Annotated in this window: 19 protein-coding genes, 1 tRNA gene and 1 pseudogene; 15 read left to right on the forward strand and 6 right to left on the reverse strand. The window is 67.1% G+C overall.

Going from position 1 to position 19302, the window contains the following annotated elements; genetic code table 11:
• Window positions 1-1031: pseudogene (locus tag AAHH99_RS23200) on the forward strand (DUF222 domain-containing protein); the annotation flags it as partial.
• 229 nt (window positions 1032-1260) lie between these two features.
• Here the strand turns inward: AAHH99_RS23200 and AAHH99_RS23205 are convergent.
• Window positions 1261-1349: transfer RNA gene (locus AAHH99_RS23205), tRNA-Leu, on the reverse strand.
• Between the two features lie 72 nt (window positions 1350-1421).
• On the opposite strand from AAHH99_RS23205, the gene AAHH99_RS23210 reads away from it, so the two are divergent.
• The 3 genes from AAHH99_RS23210 (at window position 1422) to AAHH99_RS23220 (ending at window position 3572) form a co-directional block, all read left to right on the forward strand.
• Window positions 1422-2765 (forward strand): M20/M25/M40 family metallo-hydrolase, encoded by a 1344-nt coding sequence (locus AAHH99_RS23210; protein ID WP_418770824.1) that lies wholly within the window; start codon window positions 1422-1424, stop codon window positions 2763-2765.
• A 17-nt stretch (window positions 2766-2782) separates the two neighbouring features.
• Window positions 2783-3313 (forward strand): YbhB/YbcL family Raf kinase inhibitor-like protein, encoded by a 531-nt coding sequence (locus AAHH99_RS23215; RefSeq protein WP_094293515.1) that lies wholly within the window; start codon window positions 2783-2785, stop codon window positions 3311-3313.
• Between the two features lie 130 nt (window positions 3314-3443).
• A complete protein-coding gene (locus AAHH99_RS23220; RefSeq protein WP_255361514.1) occupies window positions 3444-3572 on the forward strand; it encodes a hypothetical protein in 129 nt (42 codons plus the stop codon).
• On the opposite strand, the gene AAHH99_RS23225 is transcribed toward AAHH99_RS23220, so the two are convergent.
• From AAHH99_RS23225 to AAHH99_RS23235, 3 genes are read right to left on the reverse strand one after another with little or no spacing between them, the layout of a single operon-like run.
• On the reverse strand, window positions 3569-4627 hold the full coding sequence (locus AAHH99_RS23225; protein WP_418771107.1) for a quinone-dependent dihydroorotate dehydrogenase: 1059 nt from the start codon (window positions 4625-4627) through the stop codon (window positions 3569-3571). The two genes, AAHH99_RS23220 and AAHH99_RS23225, sit on opposite strands and share 4 nt — an antisense overlap.
• A 7-nt stretch (window positions 4628-4634) precedes the next feature.
• Window positions 4635-4904, reverse strand: coding sequence for a DUF5703 family protein (locus tag AAHH99_RS23230; protein ID WP_418770825.1), 270 nt, complete (start codon window positions 4902-4904; stop codon window positions 4635-4637).
• Window positions 4901-5890: a hypothetical protein gene (locus tag AAHH99_RS23235; RefSeq protein WP_418771108.1), complete on the reverse strand. Its 990-nt coding sequence runs from the start codon at window positions 5888-5890 to the stop codon at window positions 4901-4903. The genes AAHH99_RS23230 and AAHH99_RS23235 overlap by 4 nt, the downstream gene beginning before the upstream one ends.
• Window positions 5891-6079: 189 nt before the next feature.
• Between AAHH99_RS23235 and AAHH99_RS23240 the strand changes: the two genes are divergently transcribed.
• From AAHH99_RS23240 to AAHH99_RS23275, 8 genes are all read left to right on the forward strand, one after another.
• On the forward strand, window positions 6080-6391 hold the full coding sequence (locus AAHH99_RS23240; RefSeq protein ID WP_418770826.1) for a hypothetical protein: 312 nt from the start codon (window positions 6080-6082) through the stop codon (window positions 6389-6391).
• A gap of 44 nt (window positions 6392-6435) precedes the next feature.
• The gene (locus AAHH99_RS23245; protein ID WP_418771109.1) at window positions 6436-7266 is read left to right on the forward strand and encodes an undecaprenyl-diphosphate phosphatase; all 831 of its coding nucleotides are present in this window, start codon (window positions 6436-6438) and stop codon (window positions 7264-7266) included.
• Window positions 7263-7967 carry a histidine phosphatase family protein gene (locus AAHH99_RS23250; protein WP_418770827.1) on the forward strand — a complete coding sequence of 235 codons (705 nt, stop codon included), beginning with the start codon at window positions 7263-7265 and terminating at the stop codon, window positions 7965-7967. The genes AAHH99_RS23245 and AAHH99_RS23250 overlap by 4 nt, the downstream gene beginning before the upstream one ends.
• 46 nt (window positions 7968-8013) lie before the next feature.
• The gene (locus AAHH99_RS23255; protein WP_064393970.1) at window positions 8014-8601 is read left to right on the forward strand and encodes a DUF3090 domain-containing protein; all 588 of its coding nucleotides are present in this window, start codon (window positions 8014-8016) and stop codon (window positions 8599-8601) included.
• Complete coding sequence (locus AAHH99_RS23260) at window positions 8585-9418, forward strand: SCO1664 family protein (protein ID WP_418770828.1); 834 nt, start codon at window positions 8585-8587, stop codon at window positions 9416-9418. Before AAHH99_RS23255 ends, AAHH99_RS23260 begins: the two co-directional genes overlap by 17 nt.
• Window positions 9419-9421: 3 nt before the next feature.
• Window positions 9422-10201: a 3'(2'),5'-bisphosphate nucleotidase CysQ gene (locus AAHH99_RS23265; protein ID WP_418770829.1), complete on the forward strand. Its 780-nt coding sequence runs from the start codon at window positions 9422-9424 to the stop codon at window positions 10199-10201.
• A 57-nt stretch (window positions 10202-10258) separates the two neighbouring features.
• A complete protein-coding gene (gene mshC, locus AAHH99_RS23270; RefSeq protein ID WP_418770830.1) occupies window positions 10259-11497 on the forward strand; it encodes a cysteine--1-D-myo-inosityl 2-amino-2-deoxy-alpha-D-glucopyranoside ligase in 1239 nt (412 codons plus the stop codon).
• A gap of 123 nt (window positions 11498-11620) precedes the next feature.
• Entirely contained in the window at window positions 11621-12499 is an 879-nt protein-coding gene (locus AAHH99_RS23275; RefSeq protein ID WP_418770831.1) for an SDR family oxidoreductase, read from the forward strand.
• Between the two features lie 91 nt (window positions 12500-12590).
• Here the strand turns inward: AAHH99_RS23275 and AAHH99_RS23280 are convergent, their stop codons facing one another.
• Window positions 12591-13457, reverse strand: coding sequence for a PAC2 family protein (locus AAHH99_RS23280; RefSeq protein WP_418771110.1), 867 nt, complete (start codon window positions 13455-13457; stop codon window positions 12591-12593).
• Window positions 13458-13562: 105 nt separating this feature from the next.
• Between AAHH99_RS23280 and AAHH99_RS23285 the strand changes: the two genes are divergently transcribed.
• The gene (locus AAHH99_RS23285) at window positions 13563-13685 is read left to right on the forward strand and encodes a hypothetical protein (protein ID WP_418770832.1); all 123 of its coding nucleotides are present in this window, start codon (window positions 13563-13565) and stop codon (window positions 13683-13685) included.
• A gap of 226 nt (window positions 13686-13911) precedes the next feature.
• Window positions 13912-17661, forward strand: a complete 3750-nt coding sequence (gene metH / locus AAHH99_RS23290; RefSeq protein ID WP_418770833.1) for a methionine synthase — start codon at window positions 13912-13914, stop codon at window positions 17659-17661.
• A 65-nt stretch (window positions 17662-17726) separates the two neighbouring features.
• On the opposite strand, the gene AAHH99_RS23295 is transcribed toward metH, so the two are convergent.
• Entirely contained in the window at window positions 17727-18530 is an 804-nt protein-coding gene (locus AAHH99_RS23295; RefSeq protein WP_418770834.1) for an SDR family oxidoreductase, read from the reverse strand.
• 39 nt (window positions 18531-18569) lie between these two features.
• On the opposite strand from AAHH99_RS23295, the gene AAHH99_RS23300 reads away from it, so the two are divergent.
• Entirely contained in the window at window positions 18570-19253 is a 684-nt protein-coding gene (locus AAHH99_RS23300) for an HAD family hydrolase (protein WP_418770835.1), read from the forward strand.
• The last annotated feature ends 49 nt before the right edge of the window (window positions 19254-19302 follow it).

Below are 19302 nucleotides of genomic sequence, written 5' to 3' on the forward strand. Positions count from 1 at the left end.
CCGACGGGATGGTGGGGCTGCGCGCGATGCTGACCCCCGAAGCGTGGGCGGTGTGGGAGGCGATCTTCGCCAAATACGCCGCCCCGGGCATGTGCAATCCCGACGATGCCCAGCCGTGCACCTCGGGAACCCCCTCCCAGGCCCAGATCGACAACGACCACCGCAGCCTGGCCCAGCGTCAGCACGACGCGCTGATCGCTGTGGGGCGTATCGCGTTGATGAGTGGTGAGTTGGGCCGGCTCAACGGGCTACCGGTGTCGATCATCATCCGCACCACGTTGCAGGACCTCGAATCGCGGGCCGGGGTGGGCACCACCGGCGGGGGCACCCGCATGCCCATCAGTGAGGTGATCCGGCTGGCCGGCCACGCCAACCACTACCTGGCGGTGTTCGACCAAGCCACCGGATCGGCGCTGGATCTGTTCCGCACCAAGCGCATCGCCTCCCCTGCGCAGCGGATCATGTTGATCGCTCGCGATGGCGGATGCACCAAACCGTGCTGCACCGTGGGTGCCTACGGCTGCCAAGCACACCACGTCGAAGCTGATTGGACCGACGGGGGCAACACCAACATCGACGAACTCGGTCTGGCCTGCGGACCCGACAACCGCAGCGTCACCGACGGCGGCTGGACCACCCGCATGAACAACCGCGGCGAAGTCGAATGGCTACCCCCACCGGGCCTCGACACCGGCCAAGCCCGCCTCAACTACTACCACCGACCCGAACGCCTCCTGCGCCCCGACGACCCCGAAGACCAACCCTCGACGCCTCGCACCGAACCGACCACGATCCCCGATGAAGGCCCGCCCTCGAATGCTGAGCCTGCTGACGGCAACCAGGTCGCCGAAACAGAAACGGGCGCCGCAGTACCCACCGACGACAGCGAAATAGCCCACGAAGACACTGCGTCGGTTGCCGAGCCTGCCGACGACAATAACGCCGTCGAAACCGATTCCGGCGCCGCAGTGTCAGTCGACGGATCCGGTGAGCCCGGCGGACCGGCACCCCCAGGAGGCCGGGCGGCCTGACCGCCGGCGCGAGGAAGCCCCGGGGATCCGCGTGGATCATCAGAGGCCGCGGGATCAACATCACTCGAGCAATTCGGCAAGCTCACCTTAACCACGGCAGCCGACTACACGACCTATGCATCGGCCGCGACCACGACACCGCCTCCAGCGCAATTACTGGCGCAAACCAACAGAAAACTCCGGCCGATGGCCGGGGCGATCTGTAACCAATGACTCGACTCAATCACACTGGTGTCCGAGGGGGGACTTGAACCCCCACGCCCGTTAATAGGGCACTAGCACCTCAAGCTAGCGCGTCTGCCATTCCGCCACTCGGACTCGTTGTGGGCAGCTAAGGCTATCGGATCACTGAGGCGTGACCCAAACCCAGTCGCCAGGTCAATGGTACGAATGGTGACTGTGACTGGTCCCGTCAACGCCGAAGCGGAGGTCGTCGACCTCGTCAGCGCGCTCATCCGGTTCGACACGTCCAACACCGGCGACCCGGCCACCACCATGGGTGAGGCCGAATGCGCGCGCTGGGTGGCCGAACAGCTCGAAGAAGTCGGCTATACGACCGAATACGTGGAGGCCGGTGCGCCGGGCAGGGGCAATGTGTTCGCCCGGCTCGAGGGCTCCGACAGCTCGCGTGGGTCGCTGCTGCTGCACGGCCACCTCGATGTCGTGCCCGCCGAGGCGTCCGACTGGAGCGTGCACCCGTTCTCCGGCGCGGTCGAGAACGGCTACGTGTGGGGTCGCGGCGCGGTCGACATGAAGGACATGTGCGGCATGATGATCGCGATCGCGCGGCACTTCAAACGCGCAGGCATCACCCCGCCGCGCGACCTGATCTTCGCGTTCTTGTCCGACGAGGAGGCCGGCGGCAAGTTCGGCTCACACTGGCTGGTCAAAAACCGGCCCGACCTGTTCGCCGGGGTTACCGAGGCGGTCGGCGAGGTAGGCGGCTTCTCGTTGACCGTGCCGCGCAAGGACGGCGGCGAGCGGCGCCTCTACCTGGTCGAGACGGCCGAGAAGTCGATGAACTGGATGAAGCTGACCGCGCGCAGCCACGCCGGCCACGGCTCGATGATCCACGACAGCAACTCCGTGACCGCGGTGGCCGAAGCGGTGGCCAAGCTGGGCCGCCACGAGTTCCCGCTGGTGATGAGCGACGCCGTCAGCCAGTTCCTGCAGGCGGTCACTGAGGAGACCGGCTATTCGTTCGACGTCGACTCGCCGGATCTGGCCGGCGCCATCGCCAAGCTGGGCCCGATCGCCCGAGTGGTCGGCGCCACCCTGCGCGACACCGCCAATCCGACGATGCTCAAGGCCGGGTACAAGGCCAACGTCATCCCGGCCTCGGCCGAAGCGGTGGTGGACTGCCGGATCCTGCCGGGACGCCAGACGGCCTTCGAACGCGAGGTCGACGAGCTGATCGGCCCGAACGTCACCCGCGAGTGGGTCACCGAACTGCCGTCCTACGAAACCACCTTCGATGGCGACCTGGTCGACGCGATGAACGGCGCGATCCTGTCCGTGGACCCCGACGCTCGCATCGTGCCGTACATGCTTTCCGGCGGGACGGACGCAAAAGCTTTCGCGCAGTTAGGGATTCGCTGCTTCGGGTTCGCGCCGCTGCAGTTGCCTCCAGACCTCGACTTCACCGCGTTGTTCCACGGCGTCGACGAACGGGTACCCGTTGACGCGTTGAAGTTCGGTACCCAGGTCCTCGAACACTTCCTGTTGCACTGCTGACCCAGAAAGGATGAGTCATGGCGTTTGACTACAACCCCTACGAGTTCCTCCCCGAGTTGCCCTCGTTCACGGTGTCCTCCGACACCTTCAATGACGGCGACGCGCTGGGCAACGACCAGGTCAGCGGCATCATGGGCGCCGGAGGCAACGACGTCTCCCCGCACCTGACGTGGTCGGGCTTCCCCGAGGAGACCCGCAGCTTCGCGGTCACGGTCTATGACCCCGACGCCCCGACCGCGTCCGGCTTCTGGCACTGGGCGGTGGCCAACCTGCCCGCCACCGTCACCGAACTGCCCGAGGGCGTGGGTGACGGCAGCGGCCTTCCCGGCGATGCGCTCACGCTGCGCAACGACGCCGGCCTCAAGCGCTTCATCGGTGCCGCCCCGCCGCCGGGACACGGCCCCCACCGCTACATTGTCGCGGTGCACGCCGTCGACGTAGAAAAGCTCGATCTGCCCGAGGATGCGACCCCGGCGTACCTGGGATTCAACCTATTTCAGCACGCGATCGCGCGGGCGCTGATCCACGGCACCTACGAGCAGAAGTAGCCGAACTCCGAAATCCGCTCTGCGCGCTCTGATTTCCTGCACGACGGGAATGACCTGCACGACTGGCCTTTCTGAGGAACTGACGTATGGTCTCAGTTGAGTGATTGCCACTTCTGCTTAAGGAGCGACAATGGCTGACAAGAAACCCGGTAGAAGCCTGAAGAAGGCTGAACGGTCCCTCAAGGACCGGCGCGCTGAGAAGCGTCAGCGCGAAGCCGAGGCGGGTGAGTTCATCCGCAAGCGCAAGCGCGCGAGTTAGGCCGCAGAACCCACCGCTTCGGCCAGTGAGCCGAAGCCCCCCTCGTGAAGGCGGCGGGCGATTCCATCGTGGATGCCTTTGGCCCACAGCCCGCCGCCGTACACGAATCCGGTGTAGCCCTGCAGGAGTGAGGCTCCGGAGATGATCCGGTCCCAGGCGTCGTCGGCGGTTTCGATGCCGCCGACACTGATCAGCACCAGCCTGTCCCCGACGCGGCGATAGAGCCTGCGCAGCACCTCGACCGAACGTGTGGCCACCGGACGCCCGGAGATCCCGCCGGGTCCCAGTTGGTCGAGGCCCGGGGTGGCCAATCCGTCGCGCGACACGGTCGTGTTGGTGGCGACGATGCCTGCCAGGCCGAGATCGACTGCCAGATCGGCGATTTCGTCGACGTCCTCGTCGGACAGGTCCGGTGCGATCTTCACCAGCACCGGTGTCGACGTCTCCGCGAGCACCGCGGTCAGGATCGGGCGCAACGACGAAACCGCCTGCAGGTCGCGCAGCCCCGGCGTGTTCGGTGAGCTGACATTGACCACAACGAACGAGGCGAGCGGGCCCAGCAGGCGAGCCGATGTCGCATAATCCTGCACGGCCTCCTCCGGCGGCGTGATTTTCGTCTTGCCGATGTTCACGCCGACCGGAACATCGGGAAGGTGCCGGGCCAGCTTCACGGCGAGTTCGCCCGCGCCGTGGTTGTTGAATCCCATCCGGTTCAACAGCGCATGGTCTTCGGGCAGCCGGAACATCCGCGGTTTCGGGTTTCCCGGCTGGGCTTGTGCGGTCACGGTGCCCACCTCGGCGTACCCGAAGCCGAGTGCGCCCCAGGTGTGCAGGCCGCTGCCGTTCTTGTCGAACCCGGCGGCCAGCCCCAGCGGTCCGGGGAACCGGACGCCGAACACCGTGCTGGCCAGTATCGGATCGCGGGGTCCCAACCACCGTCTCAACGCGCGCCTGGTCCACGGCGGATAGGTGACGGCCCGCAGCACCGCGAACACCCACGTGTGGATCCGCTCGGGCGCAACCAGAAACAGCGCCCGCCGCAGCGCGCCATATATCACCGGATCACTGTGCGGGCTGCTCGGGGGTATTCATCCGGCCGGCTGGGGTCTTCTTGCGGCGCAGCAAGACTCGACGCGAACCGTCGGTGTAGAGCCTGACGCGGGTGAGTTCCCAACCGCGGTATTCGGCCTCGATCGACAACCGGGTCGAGGCGCTGACTCGCGTGACGTCCGGCGGCAGCCGCAGCGGAATCCACTCGTAGTCGTCTGAGGGGTCGGACTTGACGGCGTCCTCCCAAGCCGCCGGCATCCGTCCGCGGTGAAGTGCGCTCATGCGTGCGCTCTCGCCGCGTCGACGATCACCTGCACACCCGCTCCCGATCCGGACACCACATACAGCGTGCCAGAGGATTCGTCGAATGCCAGGGAGTTCGGTTGCTGCACGGTTCGATATCGCACCTTCTCGACGGGAATGCCGGTGGCCAGATCGTAGCCAACGACCTCGTTCACCGCTGTCTGCGACACCCAGGCCAGCGTCGACGACCCGGCAAGGCCGTACGGGGCGTCGCGCACCGGGTACCGCTGACGCAGGATCAGCGGATCGGTGCCGAAGACCAGGAGCCCCTCGCCCCGGGTGTCGGCCACCAGCACTCGGCCGGCCGGGTCGGCGACCATCGTCGTCGCACCCTCGCCCGCCCGCAGCGCCTGTGCCTGCTCATCGCCGTTCTCGGTGAGCGCCGTCACCGAGGTCTGGGCGCGATCCAGCACCACGGCCGTATTCCCTTGTGTGACAACCGCATCGACACGGGCGAAGATTTTCAGCGTAGCGGCTACGGCGGTATCTGAGCCCAACGTGTAGACGGCGCCGTCGGCGCTTCCGAGCACCAGCCGGCCGTCCGCGCGCCTGGCGATCGCGGTGAAATCGGTGTCCGCCAGTCCCTCGACCTCGACCTTGGTCGGGGTGCGGCTGGCGAGGTCGATCCGGTGGTAGCCGCCGCGCGTCGAAGCGTAGACATGGCCGTCGCCGTCGCCGGTCAACGCGGTGGCGGGACTGGACAACGACACCGTCGTCGCGTCCTCGCCGCCCGCGGAATACACCGTGACCTGCGATCGGTCCGTCGGCTCGGACGCCAGTACCGCCAGTGAGCCGCTGGCCCCGTCGACGATCGCCGCCTGCGCATCGGCGCCCAGCGGCCGCACGACGCCTTCGGGCCGGCCGGCCACCGGTGGGGACTCCGCGGCCTGCGCGGGCGCGATGGTGGCAGGAGCGTCGGAGCCTTCCGACGAGCAGCCGCCGACCAGCACAAATGCCGGCACGATAGCCAGCGCCGCCACGATTCGGCGAATCGGCTGATTCGATGTGTTTACAACGGGCGCCAAGGGGTAGCTCTCGGTCGTGCGTACGGTTAAGCGACTGAACGGCCAGTCTAGGCAGACCGCTGCACGTCGGCTTTCGTCCGCTCGCCGTGCCCTCCCAATTAGCGACCGCGTCAACGGTATGGTGCGATCATGACCCTCGCCACGGACCGTGCGACAGGCGCCGGGGAGTTTGTCATCGAGGACATGACCACCGGCCTGTATGCCAGCGGCTTCGGCCAGGTGGGCGACGGTCGCAGCTTCTCGTTCCATGTCGAGCGCCAGATGCTGGTCGTCGAGCTCTACCGCCCGCGGTTGGCGGGACCCGTCCCGCACGAGGAGGACGTGGTCGCGATGTCCAGCCGCACGCTGACCGACATCGACCTCACCGACCGGCGCAGCGTGGGCGCGGCGGTGCGTGATCTCGTCGCCTCCGCAGAGCCGGTGGCGCGGACCGGCCGCTAACACCTGCCCACGGTACGGTCGTCGTCGTGACGGACGTGCCGGCGATGTCGTGGGTACAGGTCGTCGTCCTCGCGATAGTGCAGGGGTTGACCGAGTTCCTGCCCGTCAGCTCCTCAGGGCACCTGGCGATCACGTCGCGCGTGTTCTTCGCCGACGACGCCGGGGCGTCGTTCACCGCCGTCACCCAGTTGGGCACCGAGTTCGCGGTCCTGCTCTACTTCGCCAAGGACATCGGGCGCATCGTCAAGGCCTGGTTCAACGGCTTGTTCGTCACCGCGCACCGCAACGCCGACTACTGGCTCGGTTGGTATGTGATCGTCGGGACCATACCCATCGCAGTCCTCGGGCTGCTGTTCAAGGACCAGATCCGCACCGGCGCACGCAACCTGTGGGCGATCGCGATCGCGCTGATCGTGTTCTCGGCCGTCATCGCCGCCGCCGAGTACTTCGGCCGGCAGGCGCGCACCGTCGAGCAGCTGACGTGGAAGGACAGCATCATCGTCGGCTTCGCGCAGTGCCTGGCTCTGCTGCCCGGTGTCTCCCGTTCCGGCGCGACGATCAGCGCCGGGCTCTTCCTCGGTCTCAACCGCGAGCTGGCGGCCCGCTTCGGTTTCCTTCTGGCCATCCCCGCGGTGTTCGCCTCCGGGTTGTACTCCCTGCCCGACGCGTTCCATCCCGTCGGGGAGGGGATGAGCGCCACCGGCCCGCAGTTGCTCGTGGCCACGGTGATCGCCTTCGTGGTCGGTTTCGCCGCGGTGGCCTGGTTCCTGCGGTTCCTGGTCAGGCACAGCATGTACTGGTTCGTCGGATATCGCGTCATGCTGGGCACCGTGGTGCTGATCTTGTTGGGAACGGGTGTGGTGGCAGCGACATGACAGTGATTTTGTTGCGGCACGGCCGCTCGACGTCCAACACCGCGCACACGCTGGCGGGCCGGTCCGAGGGCGTCGACCTCGACGAGAAGGGGCGCGAACAGGCGCAGACGGTGGCAACCCGCATCGGTTCGCTGCCGATCCGCGCGATCGTGCGCTCGCCGCTGCTGCGGTGCGAACGCACCGTGGAACCGCTGGCCGCGGCCCTGCGCCTGACGCCGATCGTCGACGACCGGATCTCGGAGGTCGACTACGGGGCCTGGACCGGACGCAAGATCGCCGACCTGGTCTCCGAGCCGCTGTGGGCGGTGGTGCAGCAGCAGCCCAGCGCCGCGGTGTTCCCCGACGGGGAGGGCCTGGCCCACGTGCAGGCCCGCGCGGTGGCGGCGGTGCGCGAGCACGACCGTCGACTCGCCGAGGAGCACGAGGGCGACGTGCTGTGGGTCGCCTGCACGCACGGCGATGTGATCAAAGCCATCGTCGCCGACGCGCTCGGCACCCATCTCGACAGCTTTCAACGGATCACCGCCGACCCGGCGTCGATGAGCGTGATCCGTTACACGGCGGTGCGGCCGTTCGTGATCCACGTCAACCACACTGGTGACCAACTCACGTCGGGCTTACTGCCCAAACCCGCGAAAAGCGACGCGAAAGACGGCGAGGTGCCGCCGGAGGATGCCGTCGTCGGCGGGTCCACCGGCTAGTCGCAATTACGGCTGACAAGCCCCAACCGGTATTTTGGGAAGTGCCATGGCCCGCGCAATCCACGTCTTCCGCACACCCGACCGATTCGTGGCCGGGACCGTCGGCCAACCCGGCAACCGTACGTTCTACTTGCAGGCCGTCCACGACAAGCGCGTCGTGTCGGTGGTTCTGGAGAAGCAGCAGGTCGCCGTGCTCGCCGAACGGATTGCCGCGTTGCTGCTCGAGATCAATCGCCGGTTCGGAACGCCGATTCCACCCGACACCGGTGATGTCGAGGATCTCAGCCCGCTGATCACTCCGGTCGACGCGGAGTTCCGCGTGGGCACCATGGGACTGGGCTGGGACTCCGAAGCCCAGACGGTCGTCGTCGAACTGCTGGCGGTATCGGAAACCGAGTTCGACGCGTCGGTGGTGCTCGACGACGCTGAGGAGGGCCCCGACGCGGTCCGTGTGTTCCTCACACCGGAATCGGCGCGCGAGTTCGCCACGCGCTCCAACCGGGTGATCTCGGCAGGCCGCCCGCCCTGTCCACTGTGTGACGAACCGCTGGACCCCGAAGGCCACATCTGCGTGCGCACCAACGGCTATCGGCGCGGCGCCTTCGCCGAGTCCGACGATGACATCGACATCTGACGGCGGGGCCGATGCGGTCCGCGAAGAGGTGTTGCGGCGCGGTGAACTGACCGTTATCGGGCGCATCCGATCGGCTAGCAACGCGACCTTCTTGTGCGAGGCGAACCTCGGCCAGCACCAAGTCCATTGCGTCTACAAGCCGGTGGCGGGTGAAGCGCCGCTGTGGGACTTCCCGGACGGCACACTGGCCGGTCGTGAGCGCGGAGCTTATCTAGTGTCGGCCGCGTTGGGATGGAATGTCGTGCCCTACACCATTATTCGTGAGGGGCCAGCGGGTGAGGGCATGGTACAGCTGTGGGTGGACCAGCCGGGCGACGAGGTCGACGACGAACGACCGGTGGGCCCGGATCTAGTGGATCTGCTTCCCGCGGGCCGCATTCCGCCGGGTTTTCTGCCAATCCTGCAGGCCTACGACTACGCGGGCGACGAGGTCACCCTGGTGCACGCCGACGACGACCGGTTGCGCCGGATGGCGGTCTTCGACGTGCTGGTCAACAACGCCGACCGCAAGGGCGGCCACATCCTGTCCGGCGTCGACGGTCGGGTGTACGGCGTCGACCACGGGGTGACCCTGCACACGCACGACAAGCTGCGCACCGTGTTGTGGGGCTGGGCCGGTAAACCCGTCGACGACCAGACGCTGGAATCGGTGGCGGCGCTGCGCGATCAACTGCGCAACGGGTTGGCCGACGAACTGTGCACCCTCATCACCAAGCGGGAGATCGCCGCGTTGCACTCCAGAACCGTTGCGCTGCTGACCGATCCGGTGATGCCCACACCCGATCGGCATCGCCCGATCCCGTGGCCGGCGTTCTGAGCGATGACCCAGACTGATGCGGCGCTGGCCGCCGAGGTGGCCGCCGAGGCGGGCGAGATGCTGCTGAAGGTCCGCGAGGAAGTGGGTTTCTACGACCCGTACGACCTCGGCGACACCGGCGACAAGCTGGCCAACAGGCTGATCCTCGATCGGCTTCGCGTTGAGCGGCCCGACGACAAGGTGCTCTCCGAAGAAGCGGTCGACGATCTCACGCGCGTCGACGCCGACCGGGTGTGGATCGTCGACCCGGTCGACGGCACCCACGAGTACTCGATGCCGCGGCGCACGGACTGGGCGGTGCACATCGCGCTGTGGCGACGCGACGGGGGGCCGAACGGGCGCATCACCGACGCCGCGGTCGCGCTACCCGCGCGCAACGAGGTCTACCGCACCGACACCGTCACCCCGCCGCCACCGCGCACCGACGGCCCCATCCTGATCACGGCCAGCTCCAACCGGCCGCCACCGGTGCTGTGGTGGCTGCGCGACCGGATGGACATCCAGCTGGTGCGCATCGGGTCCGCGGGCGCCAAGGCGATGGCGGTGGTGCGCGGTGACGTCGACGCCTACCTGCACGCAGGCGGCCAGTGGGAGTGGGATTCGGCCGCGCCCGCCGGCGTGGTGCAGGCCGCGGGTCTGCACGCGTCGCGCATCGACGGCTCCGAGCTGGTCTACAACCGGCGCGACCCGTACCTGCCCGACCTGCTGATGTGCCGGCCCGAGCTCAGCGAGGCGCTGCTCAAGGAGATCTTGTCGGCGTATCGGAGCCGCTGGAGGGACTGACCGGGAATGAAACGGCCGCCCGCGATGTCGGGGAGATCGATGCCTAGAGTCGAGACTATGAATTCGTGGCCGGCTCCCGTCGTCCCGGCGCTGCCGGGCCGGGGACAGCAGCTGCGTCTCTATGACAGCGCCGACCGGCAGGTCCGTCCCGTCAGTGCGGGCGAAACGGCCACGATGTACGTCTGCGGCATCACGCCTTACGACGCGACTCACCTCGGCCACGCCGCCACCTACCTAGCGTTCGATCTCGTGCACCGCATCTGGCTGGACGCGGGGCATCGGGTGCACTACGTGCAGAACATCACCGACGTCGACGACCCGCTGTTCGAACGCGCGCAGCGCGACGGCATCGACTGGCGCGAACTCGCCGACCGGGAGACCCGGCTGTTCAGTGAGGACATGGCCGCGCTGCGGGTGCTTCCGCCGCACGACTATGTCGCGGCAACCGAGGCCATCGCCGAGGTCATCGAGGTGGTGGAGAAGCTGCTGGCCTCAGGCGCCGCCTACGTCGTCGACGACGCCGAGTATCCCGACGTGTACTTCCGCGCCGACGCCACCGCGCAGTTCGGGTACGAGTCCGGCTACGACCGCGACACCATGGCGCGGTTGTTCGCCGAACGCGGCGGGGACCCGGAGCGACCGGGTAAGGGCGATGAACTCGACGCGCTGCTGTGGCAGGCGCAACGGCCGGGGGAGCCGAGTTGGCCGTCGCCGTTCGGGCCGGGCCGCCCGGGATGGCACGTCGAATGTGCGGCCATCGCCCTGAGCCGCATCGGCACCGACCTCGACATCCAGGGTGGCGGCAGCGACCTGATCTTCCCGCACCACGAGTTCTCCGCCGCGCACGCCGAATCCGTCACCGGCGAGCGAAGATTCGCGCGTCACTACGTGCATGCCGGCATGATCGGCTGGGACGGCCACAAGATGAGCAAGAGCCGCGGAAACCTGGTGCTGGTTTCGCGGCTGCGCGCCGGGGGCGTCGACCCCGCAGCGATCCGGCTGGGGCTGTTCGCCGGTCACTACCGTGCCGACCGGTACTGGAGTGACGCGGTGCTCGCCGAGGCGGTCGAGCGGCTGGGTCGTTGGCGTGCGGCGGTCGCGTTGCCCGGCGCGCCGGATGCGACCGATGTGGTGCAGCGGGTTCGCCGGTACCTCGCCGACGATCTCGACACCCCGAAAGCGCTTGCGGCGCTGGATGGTTGGACAACCGACGCGCTGAGCTACGGCGGCCACGACCCCGAGGCGGGCCGCACGGTGGCGACCGCCGTGGACGCGTTACTGGGCATACGGTTGTAACCCAGTTGCGGCGAGTGTGCGCGTGCGTCGACGACACGCCGTTGGTTTCCCAGCCATTTGTGCACCCTCGCGGCGCGCTGAACGTGCGTCGAATGCCGCCGCCGGCGCGGTACCTTAGCCGCCATGAGTCCACTGAACGGCAAGGTAGCGTTGATCACCGGCGGGGCGAACGGGATCGGCGAGGAGGTGGCCCGGCGGCTGCACCACGAGGGCGCCAAGCTCGTGCTGACCGACCTCGACGCCGACCGGTTGGCCCAGGTCGCTGCCCGGTTCGGCGAGGACGGGGTGGTGACAGCGGTCGCCGACGTGCGCGACCTGGCGGCGATGGAGGCGGCGGTCGCCAAGGGGGTCGAACGGTTCGGCGGCATCGACATCGTGATGGCCAACGCCGGCATCGCGACCTACGGGTCGGTGCTCGGGGTCGACCCGCAGGCGTTCCAGACGATCATGGACGTCAACGTCGTCGGCGTGTTCCACACCGTGCGCGCTGCGCTGCCCTCGGTGATCGACCGGCGCGGCTACGTCCTGGTGGTGTCGTCGGCGGCCGCCTACGCTGCCTCGGCCGGCATGGCTCCTTATGACGCCTCGAAGGCGGCCGCCGAGCATTTCGCCAACGCGCTGCGCCTGGAGGTCGCGCACTACGGTGTTGACGTCGGGTCGGCGCACATGCTGTGGATCGACACGCCGCTGGTCCGGGAGAGTCGCTCGGACCTGCCGAGCGCGCGCAAGATGCTCGACTCTCTGCCCGGGCCGCTGGGCAAGACCACCTCGGTGGACAAGTGCGGTGAGCTGTTCGTCGCTGGCATCGAGGCCCGCAAGCGGCAGATCAACTGCCCGCGGTTCGTCGGCCTGATGCGCTGGCTCAAGCCGCTGCTGGCGTCGCGGCTGGGGGAACGGGCCACGCTCACGACGGTGCCCGATCTGCTGCCGAAGATGGACGCCGAGGTCGCCGCGCTGGGCCGCTCGATGAGCGCACGCACAGAAGCGCTGGAAAAGCGCTAACCCTCCTTGCCGCGAACGACCGTGTCTGTACCCCGACACGCCGCTCTTCTACGTGCAAAAGGGGTCGCTCGCGCAGCAGCGGAACAGGAACTCAGCCCCTGAAGCCGGGGCCGCGACGGCGCAGGTAGCGCTCGAACTCGGCGGCCAGCGCGTCGCCATCGATCTTGCCGAGCGCCTCGGTCATGTCGACCTCGGCGTCGCCGCGTTCCTCGAGCGACTGGACGTACTCGGCGATCTCGTCGTCCTCGGAGGTCATCTCCGAAACCGCCTGCTCCCACTCCTCGGCCGCGGTCGGTAGGTCGGCCAGCGGCACCTCGATGTCGAGCACGTCCTCGACGCGGCGCAGCAGGGCCACGGTCGCCTTCGGGTTCGGTGGCTGGGAAACGTAGTGGGGGACCGCGGCCCAGAAGGTCACCGCGGGGATTCCCGCCTGCACGCATGCGTCCTGGAACACGCCGGCGATGCCGGTCGGGCCTTCGTATCGCGTCTCCTCCAGCCCGAACACCTCGGCGGAATCCGACGAATACGCCGCGCCCGACACCGGTACCGGCCGAGTGTGGGGCGTATCGGCCAGCAGGGCGCCGAGGATGACGACGGTCTGCACGTTGAGCTTGTCGGCGATCGCCAACAACTCCGAGCAGAACGTGCGCCAGCGCATGTTGGGCTCGACGCCGTGCATCAACACGATGTCACGGTCGGAACCCGGCGGACGGCAATGCGAGATCCGCATCGACGGCCACACCAGTTCCCGCGTCACCCCGTCAACCTGCCTGATCACGGGACGATTCACCTGGTAGTCGTAGTAGGCCTCGTCGTCGATCTCGACGATCGTCTCGGCTTCCCAGATCGCGTCGAGGTGCTCCACCGCATCGCTGGCCGCATCGCCGGCGTCGTTCCAGCCCTCGAACGCTGCGACGACGATGGTGTCGTTCAGTTCGGGCAGGTCGGGCGGTCTCAAACCGCTCGCATCCGACAAGGTCACAACGCCAGCGTAAGCCCTCTGAGGCGGGTAGGAGCGCCATCGCCACACGTGCTGACTTGATTCGCCGACTACCCTGGATTCGTGGCTGATCTGAAGGATCGCGCGTACACCACCGATTTGCTCGACGCCCTCGTGAACGGTGGCCGTGGGATGTGCACCCGGCTTCCAGTCAAGACGAAATACGCACGGCTGCAATCTGGTTAACCATGGTGTCGACGACAGTGCCGACAAGGTGCGCCGGCGTTCGCTCATGGGTGCGCGTCGCCGTGCGGGTCGGACCGATCGCCACGTCAAGGCGGGCGTCCCAGAATCGTTTGGATGACAACGTAGACTTTGCCTGTCGAGAGGCGTTGCAACGGATTCCGGTCTTTACCGTTATCCGCCACGCTCGGCAGACTCAAGGACGCCTTCCCCACGGGAAGGAGCGCGCATGACTGCCGTTGAGTCGAACACTCTCACGCCGAACATCCGCCCCGACTGCACCGACGAACTGACCGTGACACTCGGTCAGCGGATCATGGTCATCGACGGCGCGATGGGCACGGCGATCCAGCGAGACCGGCCCGACGAGGCCGGATACCGCGGCGAGCGGTTCAAGGACTGGCCGAGCGATGTGCAGGGCAACAACGACCTGCTCAACCTGACCCAGCCGCAGATCATCGAGGCGATCCACCGCGAGTACCTCGACGCCGGCGCCGACATCATCGAGACCAATACCTTCAACGCGAACGCGATCTCGCTCTCCGACTACGGCATGGAACAGCTCAGCTACGAGGTGAACTACGCCGGTGCGGCGCTGGCGCGGAAGGCCTGCGACGAGGTCGGCACCGGTGACCGGCCCCGCTTTGTCGCCGGAGCGCTGGGACCGACCACCCGGACCGCCTCGATCTCGCCGGACGTCAACGACCCCGGCGCGCGCAACGTCACCTACGACCGGTTGGTCGACGCCTACCTCGAAGCCGCCAACGGGCTGGTCGACGGTGGTGCCGACATCATCCTGGTCGAGACGATCTTCGACACGCTCAACGCCAAAGCCGCCGTGTTCGCTATCGAGACGCTGTTCGAGGAGCGCGGCCGCCGCTGGCCCGTCGTCATCTCGGGCACCATCACCGACGCTTCCGGGCGGACGCTGTCCGGCCAGGTCACCGAGGCGTTCTGGAACTCGGTCAGGCACGCCAAGCCGCTCGCGATCGGCCTCAACTGCGCGCTCGGTGCACCCGAGATGAGGCCTTACATCGCCGAGATGTCGCGGATCGCGGACACGTTCGTCTCCTGCTACCCGAACGCCGGGCTGCCCAACGCGTTTGCCGAGTACGACGAAACCCCCGAGCGCCAGGCCGGCTACGTCGCCGACTTCGCCGAGGCGGGCTTCGTCAACCTGGTCGGCGGATGCTGCGGAACGACGCCCGCGCACATCGCCAAGATCGCCGAGGCCGTCGAGGGCATGCCGCCGCGCCAGGTGCCCGAGATCCCGGTGGCGACCCGGCTGTCGGGTCTGGAACCGCTCAACATCGACGACGACACCCTGTTCGTCAACATCGGTGAGCGCACCAACATCACCGGCTCGGCCCGGTTCCGCAACCTCATCAAGGCCGAGGACTACGACACCGCGCTGTCGGTGGCCCTGCAGCAGGTCGAGGTCGGTGCGCAGGTCATCGACATCAACATGGACGAGGGCATGATCGACGGCGTCGCCGCGATGGACCGATTCACCAGGCTGATCGCGTCCGAACCCGACATCAGCCGTGTGCCGGTGATGATCGACTCCTCCAAATGGGAGGTCATCGAGGCCGGCCTGAAGAACGTGCAGGGCAAGCCGATCGTCAACTCGATCTCCCTGAAGGAGGGCGAGGAGAAGTTCATCCGCGAGGCCCGGCTGTGCCGCAAGTACGGCGCCGCCGTCGTCGTGATGGCCTTCGACGAGGAGGGGCAGGCCGACAACCTGGAGCGCCGCAAAGAGATCTGCGGTCGGGCCTACCGGGTCCTGACCGAAGAGGTCGGCTTCCCCGCCGAGGACATCATCTTCGATCCGAACTGCTTCGCGCTGGCCACCGGCATCGAGGAGCATGCGACCTACGGGATCGACTTCATCGAGGCGTGCGCCTGGATCAAGGAGAATCTGCCCGGGGTGCACCTGTCCGGCGGCATCTCGAATGTCTCGTTCTCGTTCCGCGGCAACAACCCGGTCCGCGAGGCGATCCACGCGGTGTTCCTCTTCCACGCCATCAAGGCGGGCCTGGACATGGGCATCGTCAACGCAGGCGCGCTGGTGCCCTATGACTCGATCGACTCCGAACTGCGGGAACGCATCGAGGATGTCGTGCTGAACCGTCGCGAGGATGCTGCCGAACGGCTGCTCGAGATCGCGGAGCGGTTCAACACCAAGGACAAGGCCGACGACCCGGCGGCAGCGGAGTGGCGGTCCCTACCGGTCCGCGAGCGGATCACGCACGCGCTGGTAAAGGGCATCGACGCCCACGTCGAGGACGACACCGAGGAACTGCGGGTCGAGATCGCCGACGCCGGCGGGCGACCGATCGAGGTGATCGAGGGTCCGCTGATGGACGGTATGAACGTCGTCGGCGACCTGTTCGGCTCGGGCAAGATGTTCCTGCCCCAGGTCGTGAAGTCTGCCCGGGTGATGAAGAAGGCCGTCGCCTACCTACTGCCGTTCATCGAGGCGGAGAAGGAGGAGGCCGGCACGACGGGTTCCAAGGACACCAACGGCACGATCGTGATGGCGACCGTCAAGGGCGACGTCCACGACATCGGCAAGAACATCGTCGGGGTTGTCTTGCAGTGCAACAACTTCGAGGTGATCGACCTCGGGGTGATGGTGCCCGCACAGAAGATTCTGGACGCGGTGAAGGAGCACGACGCCGACATCGTCGGGCTGTCCGGCCTGATCACCCCGTCGCTGGACGAGATGTCCAACTTCGCCGTCGAGATGGAACGTGCAGGGCTGGAGATCCCGCTGCTCATCGGCGGTGCGACCACTTCGCGCGCGCACACGGCGGTGAAGATCTCGCCGCGCCGCAGCGGTCCGGTGGTCTGGGTCAAGGACGCGTCCCGCTCGGTTCCGGTGGCCGCCGCGCTGCTCGATGACAAACAGCGGCCGGGTCTGCTCGAGGCCACCGAGAAGGACTACGCATCCCTGCGTGAACGGCACGCGCAGAAGAACGACCGGCCGATGCTGACGCTGGAGAAGGCCCGCGCGAACCGGACGCCGATCGAGTGGGACGGCTACACGCCACCGGTGCCCGCTCAGGGGCTCGGGGTGCGCGAGTTCGGTGACTACGACCTCGCCGAGCTGCGCGAGTACATCGACTGGCAGCCGTTCTTCAACGCCTGGGAGATGAAGGGTCGATTTCCCGACATCCTCAACAACCCGGCCACGGGGGAGGCGGCCCGCAAGCTTTACGACGACGCCCAGGAGATGCTCGACACCCTGATCAAGGAGAAGTGGCTGACTGCCAACGGGGTGATCGGCTTCTTCCCGGCGAACGCGGTCGGCGACGACATCGAGCTCTACACCGACGACACCCGTTCCGAGGTGCTGACCACGCTGCACAACCTGCGCCAGCAGGGTGAACACCGCGAGGGCATCCCGAACCGGTCGCTCGGCGACTTCGTCGCACCCAAAGACACCGGTCTGGCCGATTACGTCGGCGGCTTCGCCGTCACCGCGGGGCTCGGCAGCCAGGACAAGATCATGGAGTTCAAGGCGGCGATGGACGATTACAGCGCGATCCTGCTGGAGTCGGTCGCCGACCGGCTCGCCGAGGCGTTCGCCGAGCGGATGCACCAACGGGTCCGCAAGGAGTTCTGGGGATACCAGCCCGACGAGCAGCTGGACAACGAGGCGCTCATCGGCGAGAAGTACGTGGGCATCCGTCCGGCGCCCGGTTATCCGGCCTGCCCGGAGCACACCGAGAAGGCAACACTGTTCAACCTGCTGGACGTCACGAAGCGCACCGGCATCGAGCTGACCGATTCGATGGCGATGTGGCCGGGGGCCGCGGTCAGCGGTTGGTACTTCTCGCACCCGCAGTCGCAGTACTTCGTGGTCGGCCGGCTGGCGCAGGACCAGGTCGCCGACTACGCCAAGCGCAAGGGTTGGACGCTGAAGGAGGCCGAGCGCTGGCTCGGGCCCAACCTCGGCTACAACCCGGAGGACTGAACCTCACCTCGGGTGAGGTGGAGGCGGCTGCGCCGAAAGGCGGATTTACCTCACCACCTGCCGCGCTAACGGAACAGTTCGGCGTTGCGCGCCGCCCACTGGGCAACGGATTCGGCCGGTTTCCCGGTGAGTTCGGCGACGAAATTGTTGGCCGACTGGGGTGCGTCAACCCCCTTCTCGATCTCGTCGAGATACCAGCGCGCGTACTCACCCATGGCCGGGCGCAACGCCGCTTCGCCCTCGGCACGGCTGCATTCTTCGAACGTGACGTCGACACCGATACCGACGCCGATCTGCTGGGCGATATCGGTGCGCGTCAGCGACCGGGGGCCGGTGATGGGATACATCTTTCCGTAGTGCGACCCGTCGGGGTCGGCGAGCAGCTTTGCGGCCACCCGGGCGATGTCGTCCATCGAGATCGGTGACTCGACCACCGACGGATACGGATCGCGCACCACGCGGGCCACCTTGATCTGTTCGGCCCAGATGGCGAAGTTGTCGGTGAACTCACCCGGGCCGAGTTGCGTGTTGACGAGTCCGGATGCCGTGATTTTGTCGGCGTGCTCCTGCCAATCGCCCGCGCCCGACAGGGCGACCACATACTCGACATCGGCCTGGTTGACGAGGTCGAGCGTGGTGTCGAGCGTTGATGGCAGCGGTGCGAGATACATCCTGTCCACTCCATCGAGAGCGGCCGAGAGCGTATCGGGATCGCCCAGGTACCCCGTAACAGCCATCACGTCGTCGGGCAGATTGGCCTTGGCAGGATTCTTGGTCAGCGCACGGATATCGTTGCAACCGAGGTCAATCAGGTGGTCGACGATGCGTCGGCCGATGTTCCCTGTGGCGCCGGTCACGAGAATGCTCATGATTTTCACCGTACGCGGCGGGCGTGACACAATCCGGACATGCGCGCCGTCCTCTTCGATATGGATGGCACCCTTGTCGATTCCGAAAAGCTGTGGGACATCTCGCTGGCGGCGCTCTACACCGAACTGGGCGGTGAACTGACCCCACGGGTGCGCGAGGCGTTGGTCGGCGGCTCGGCCGAGGACACCATTCGGACCGTGTACACCGACCTCGGCCTCGAGCAGGATCCGCGCGCGATGGCCGAATCGAACCGATGGCTGCACGACTACACCGCCGAGCTGTTCGACGGCGGCCTGCCGTGGTGTGACGGTGCCCGAGAATTGCTCGATGAGCTTGCCGCAGAAGAAATCCCGATGGCGCTCGTCACGAACACCCTGCGTGCACTGACCGGCAAGGCACTGAACAGCATTGGTGCGCACTACTTTTCGGTGACCGTCTGCGGTGACGAGGTTGCCCGCGGCAAACCCGCACCCGACGTATACGAACGCGCCGCCACACTGCTGGGTTTCGATCCGGTGGCGTGTCTGGCAGTCGAAGACTCCGTCACCGGCTCGGCGGCCGCCGAACGTGCCGGATGCCCGGTGCTGGTGGTGCCCAACGACGTAGCGGTGCCCAAGGGGCCACGTCGACACCACGTTTCCTCACTCGCCGGGTTGCGTGCCGCGGACCTTCACCAGGTCCATTCCGAACTGGTGACCAGGCCGGGAGAACGCCCCGCCTGAGCACCGGCCTGTGATTGAATGTGACGTCCATCACCCGCTGTGGAAAGGT

Origin of the sequence: Mycobacterium neumannii (assembly GCF_048452905.1) — a bacterium.
GTDB classification, from domain to species: Bacteria; Actinomycetota; Actinomycetes; order Mycobacteriales; family Mycobacteriaceae; genus Mycobacterium; species Mycobacterium neumannii_B.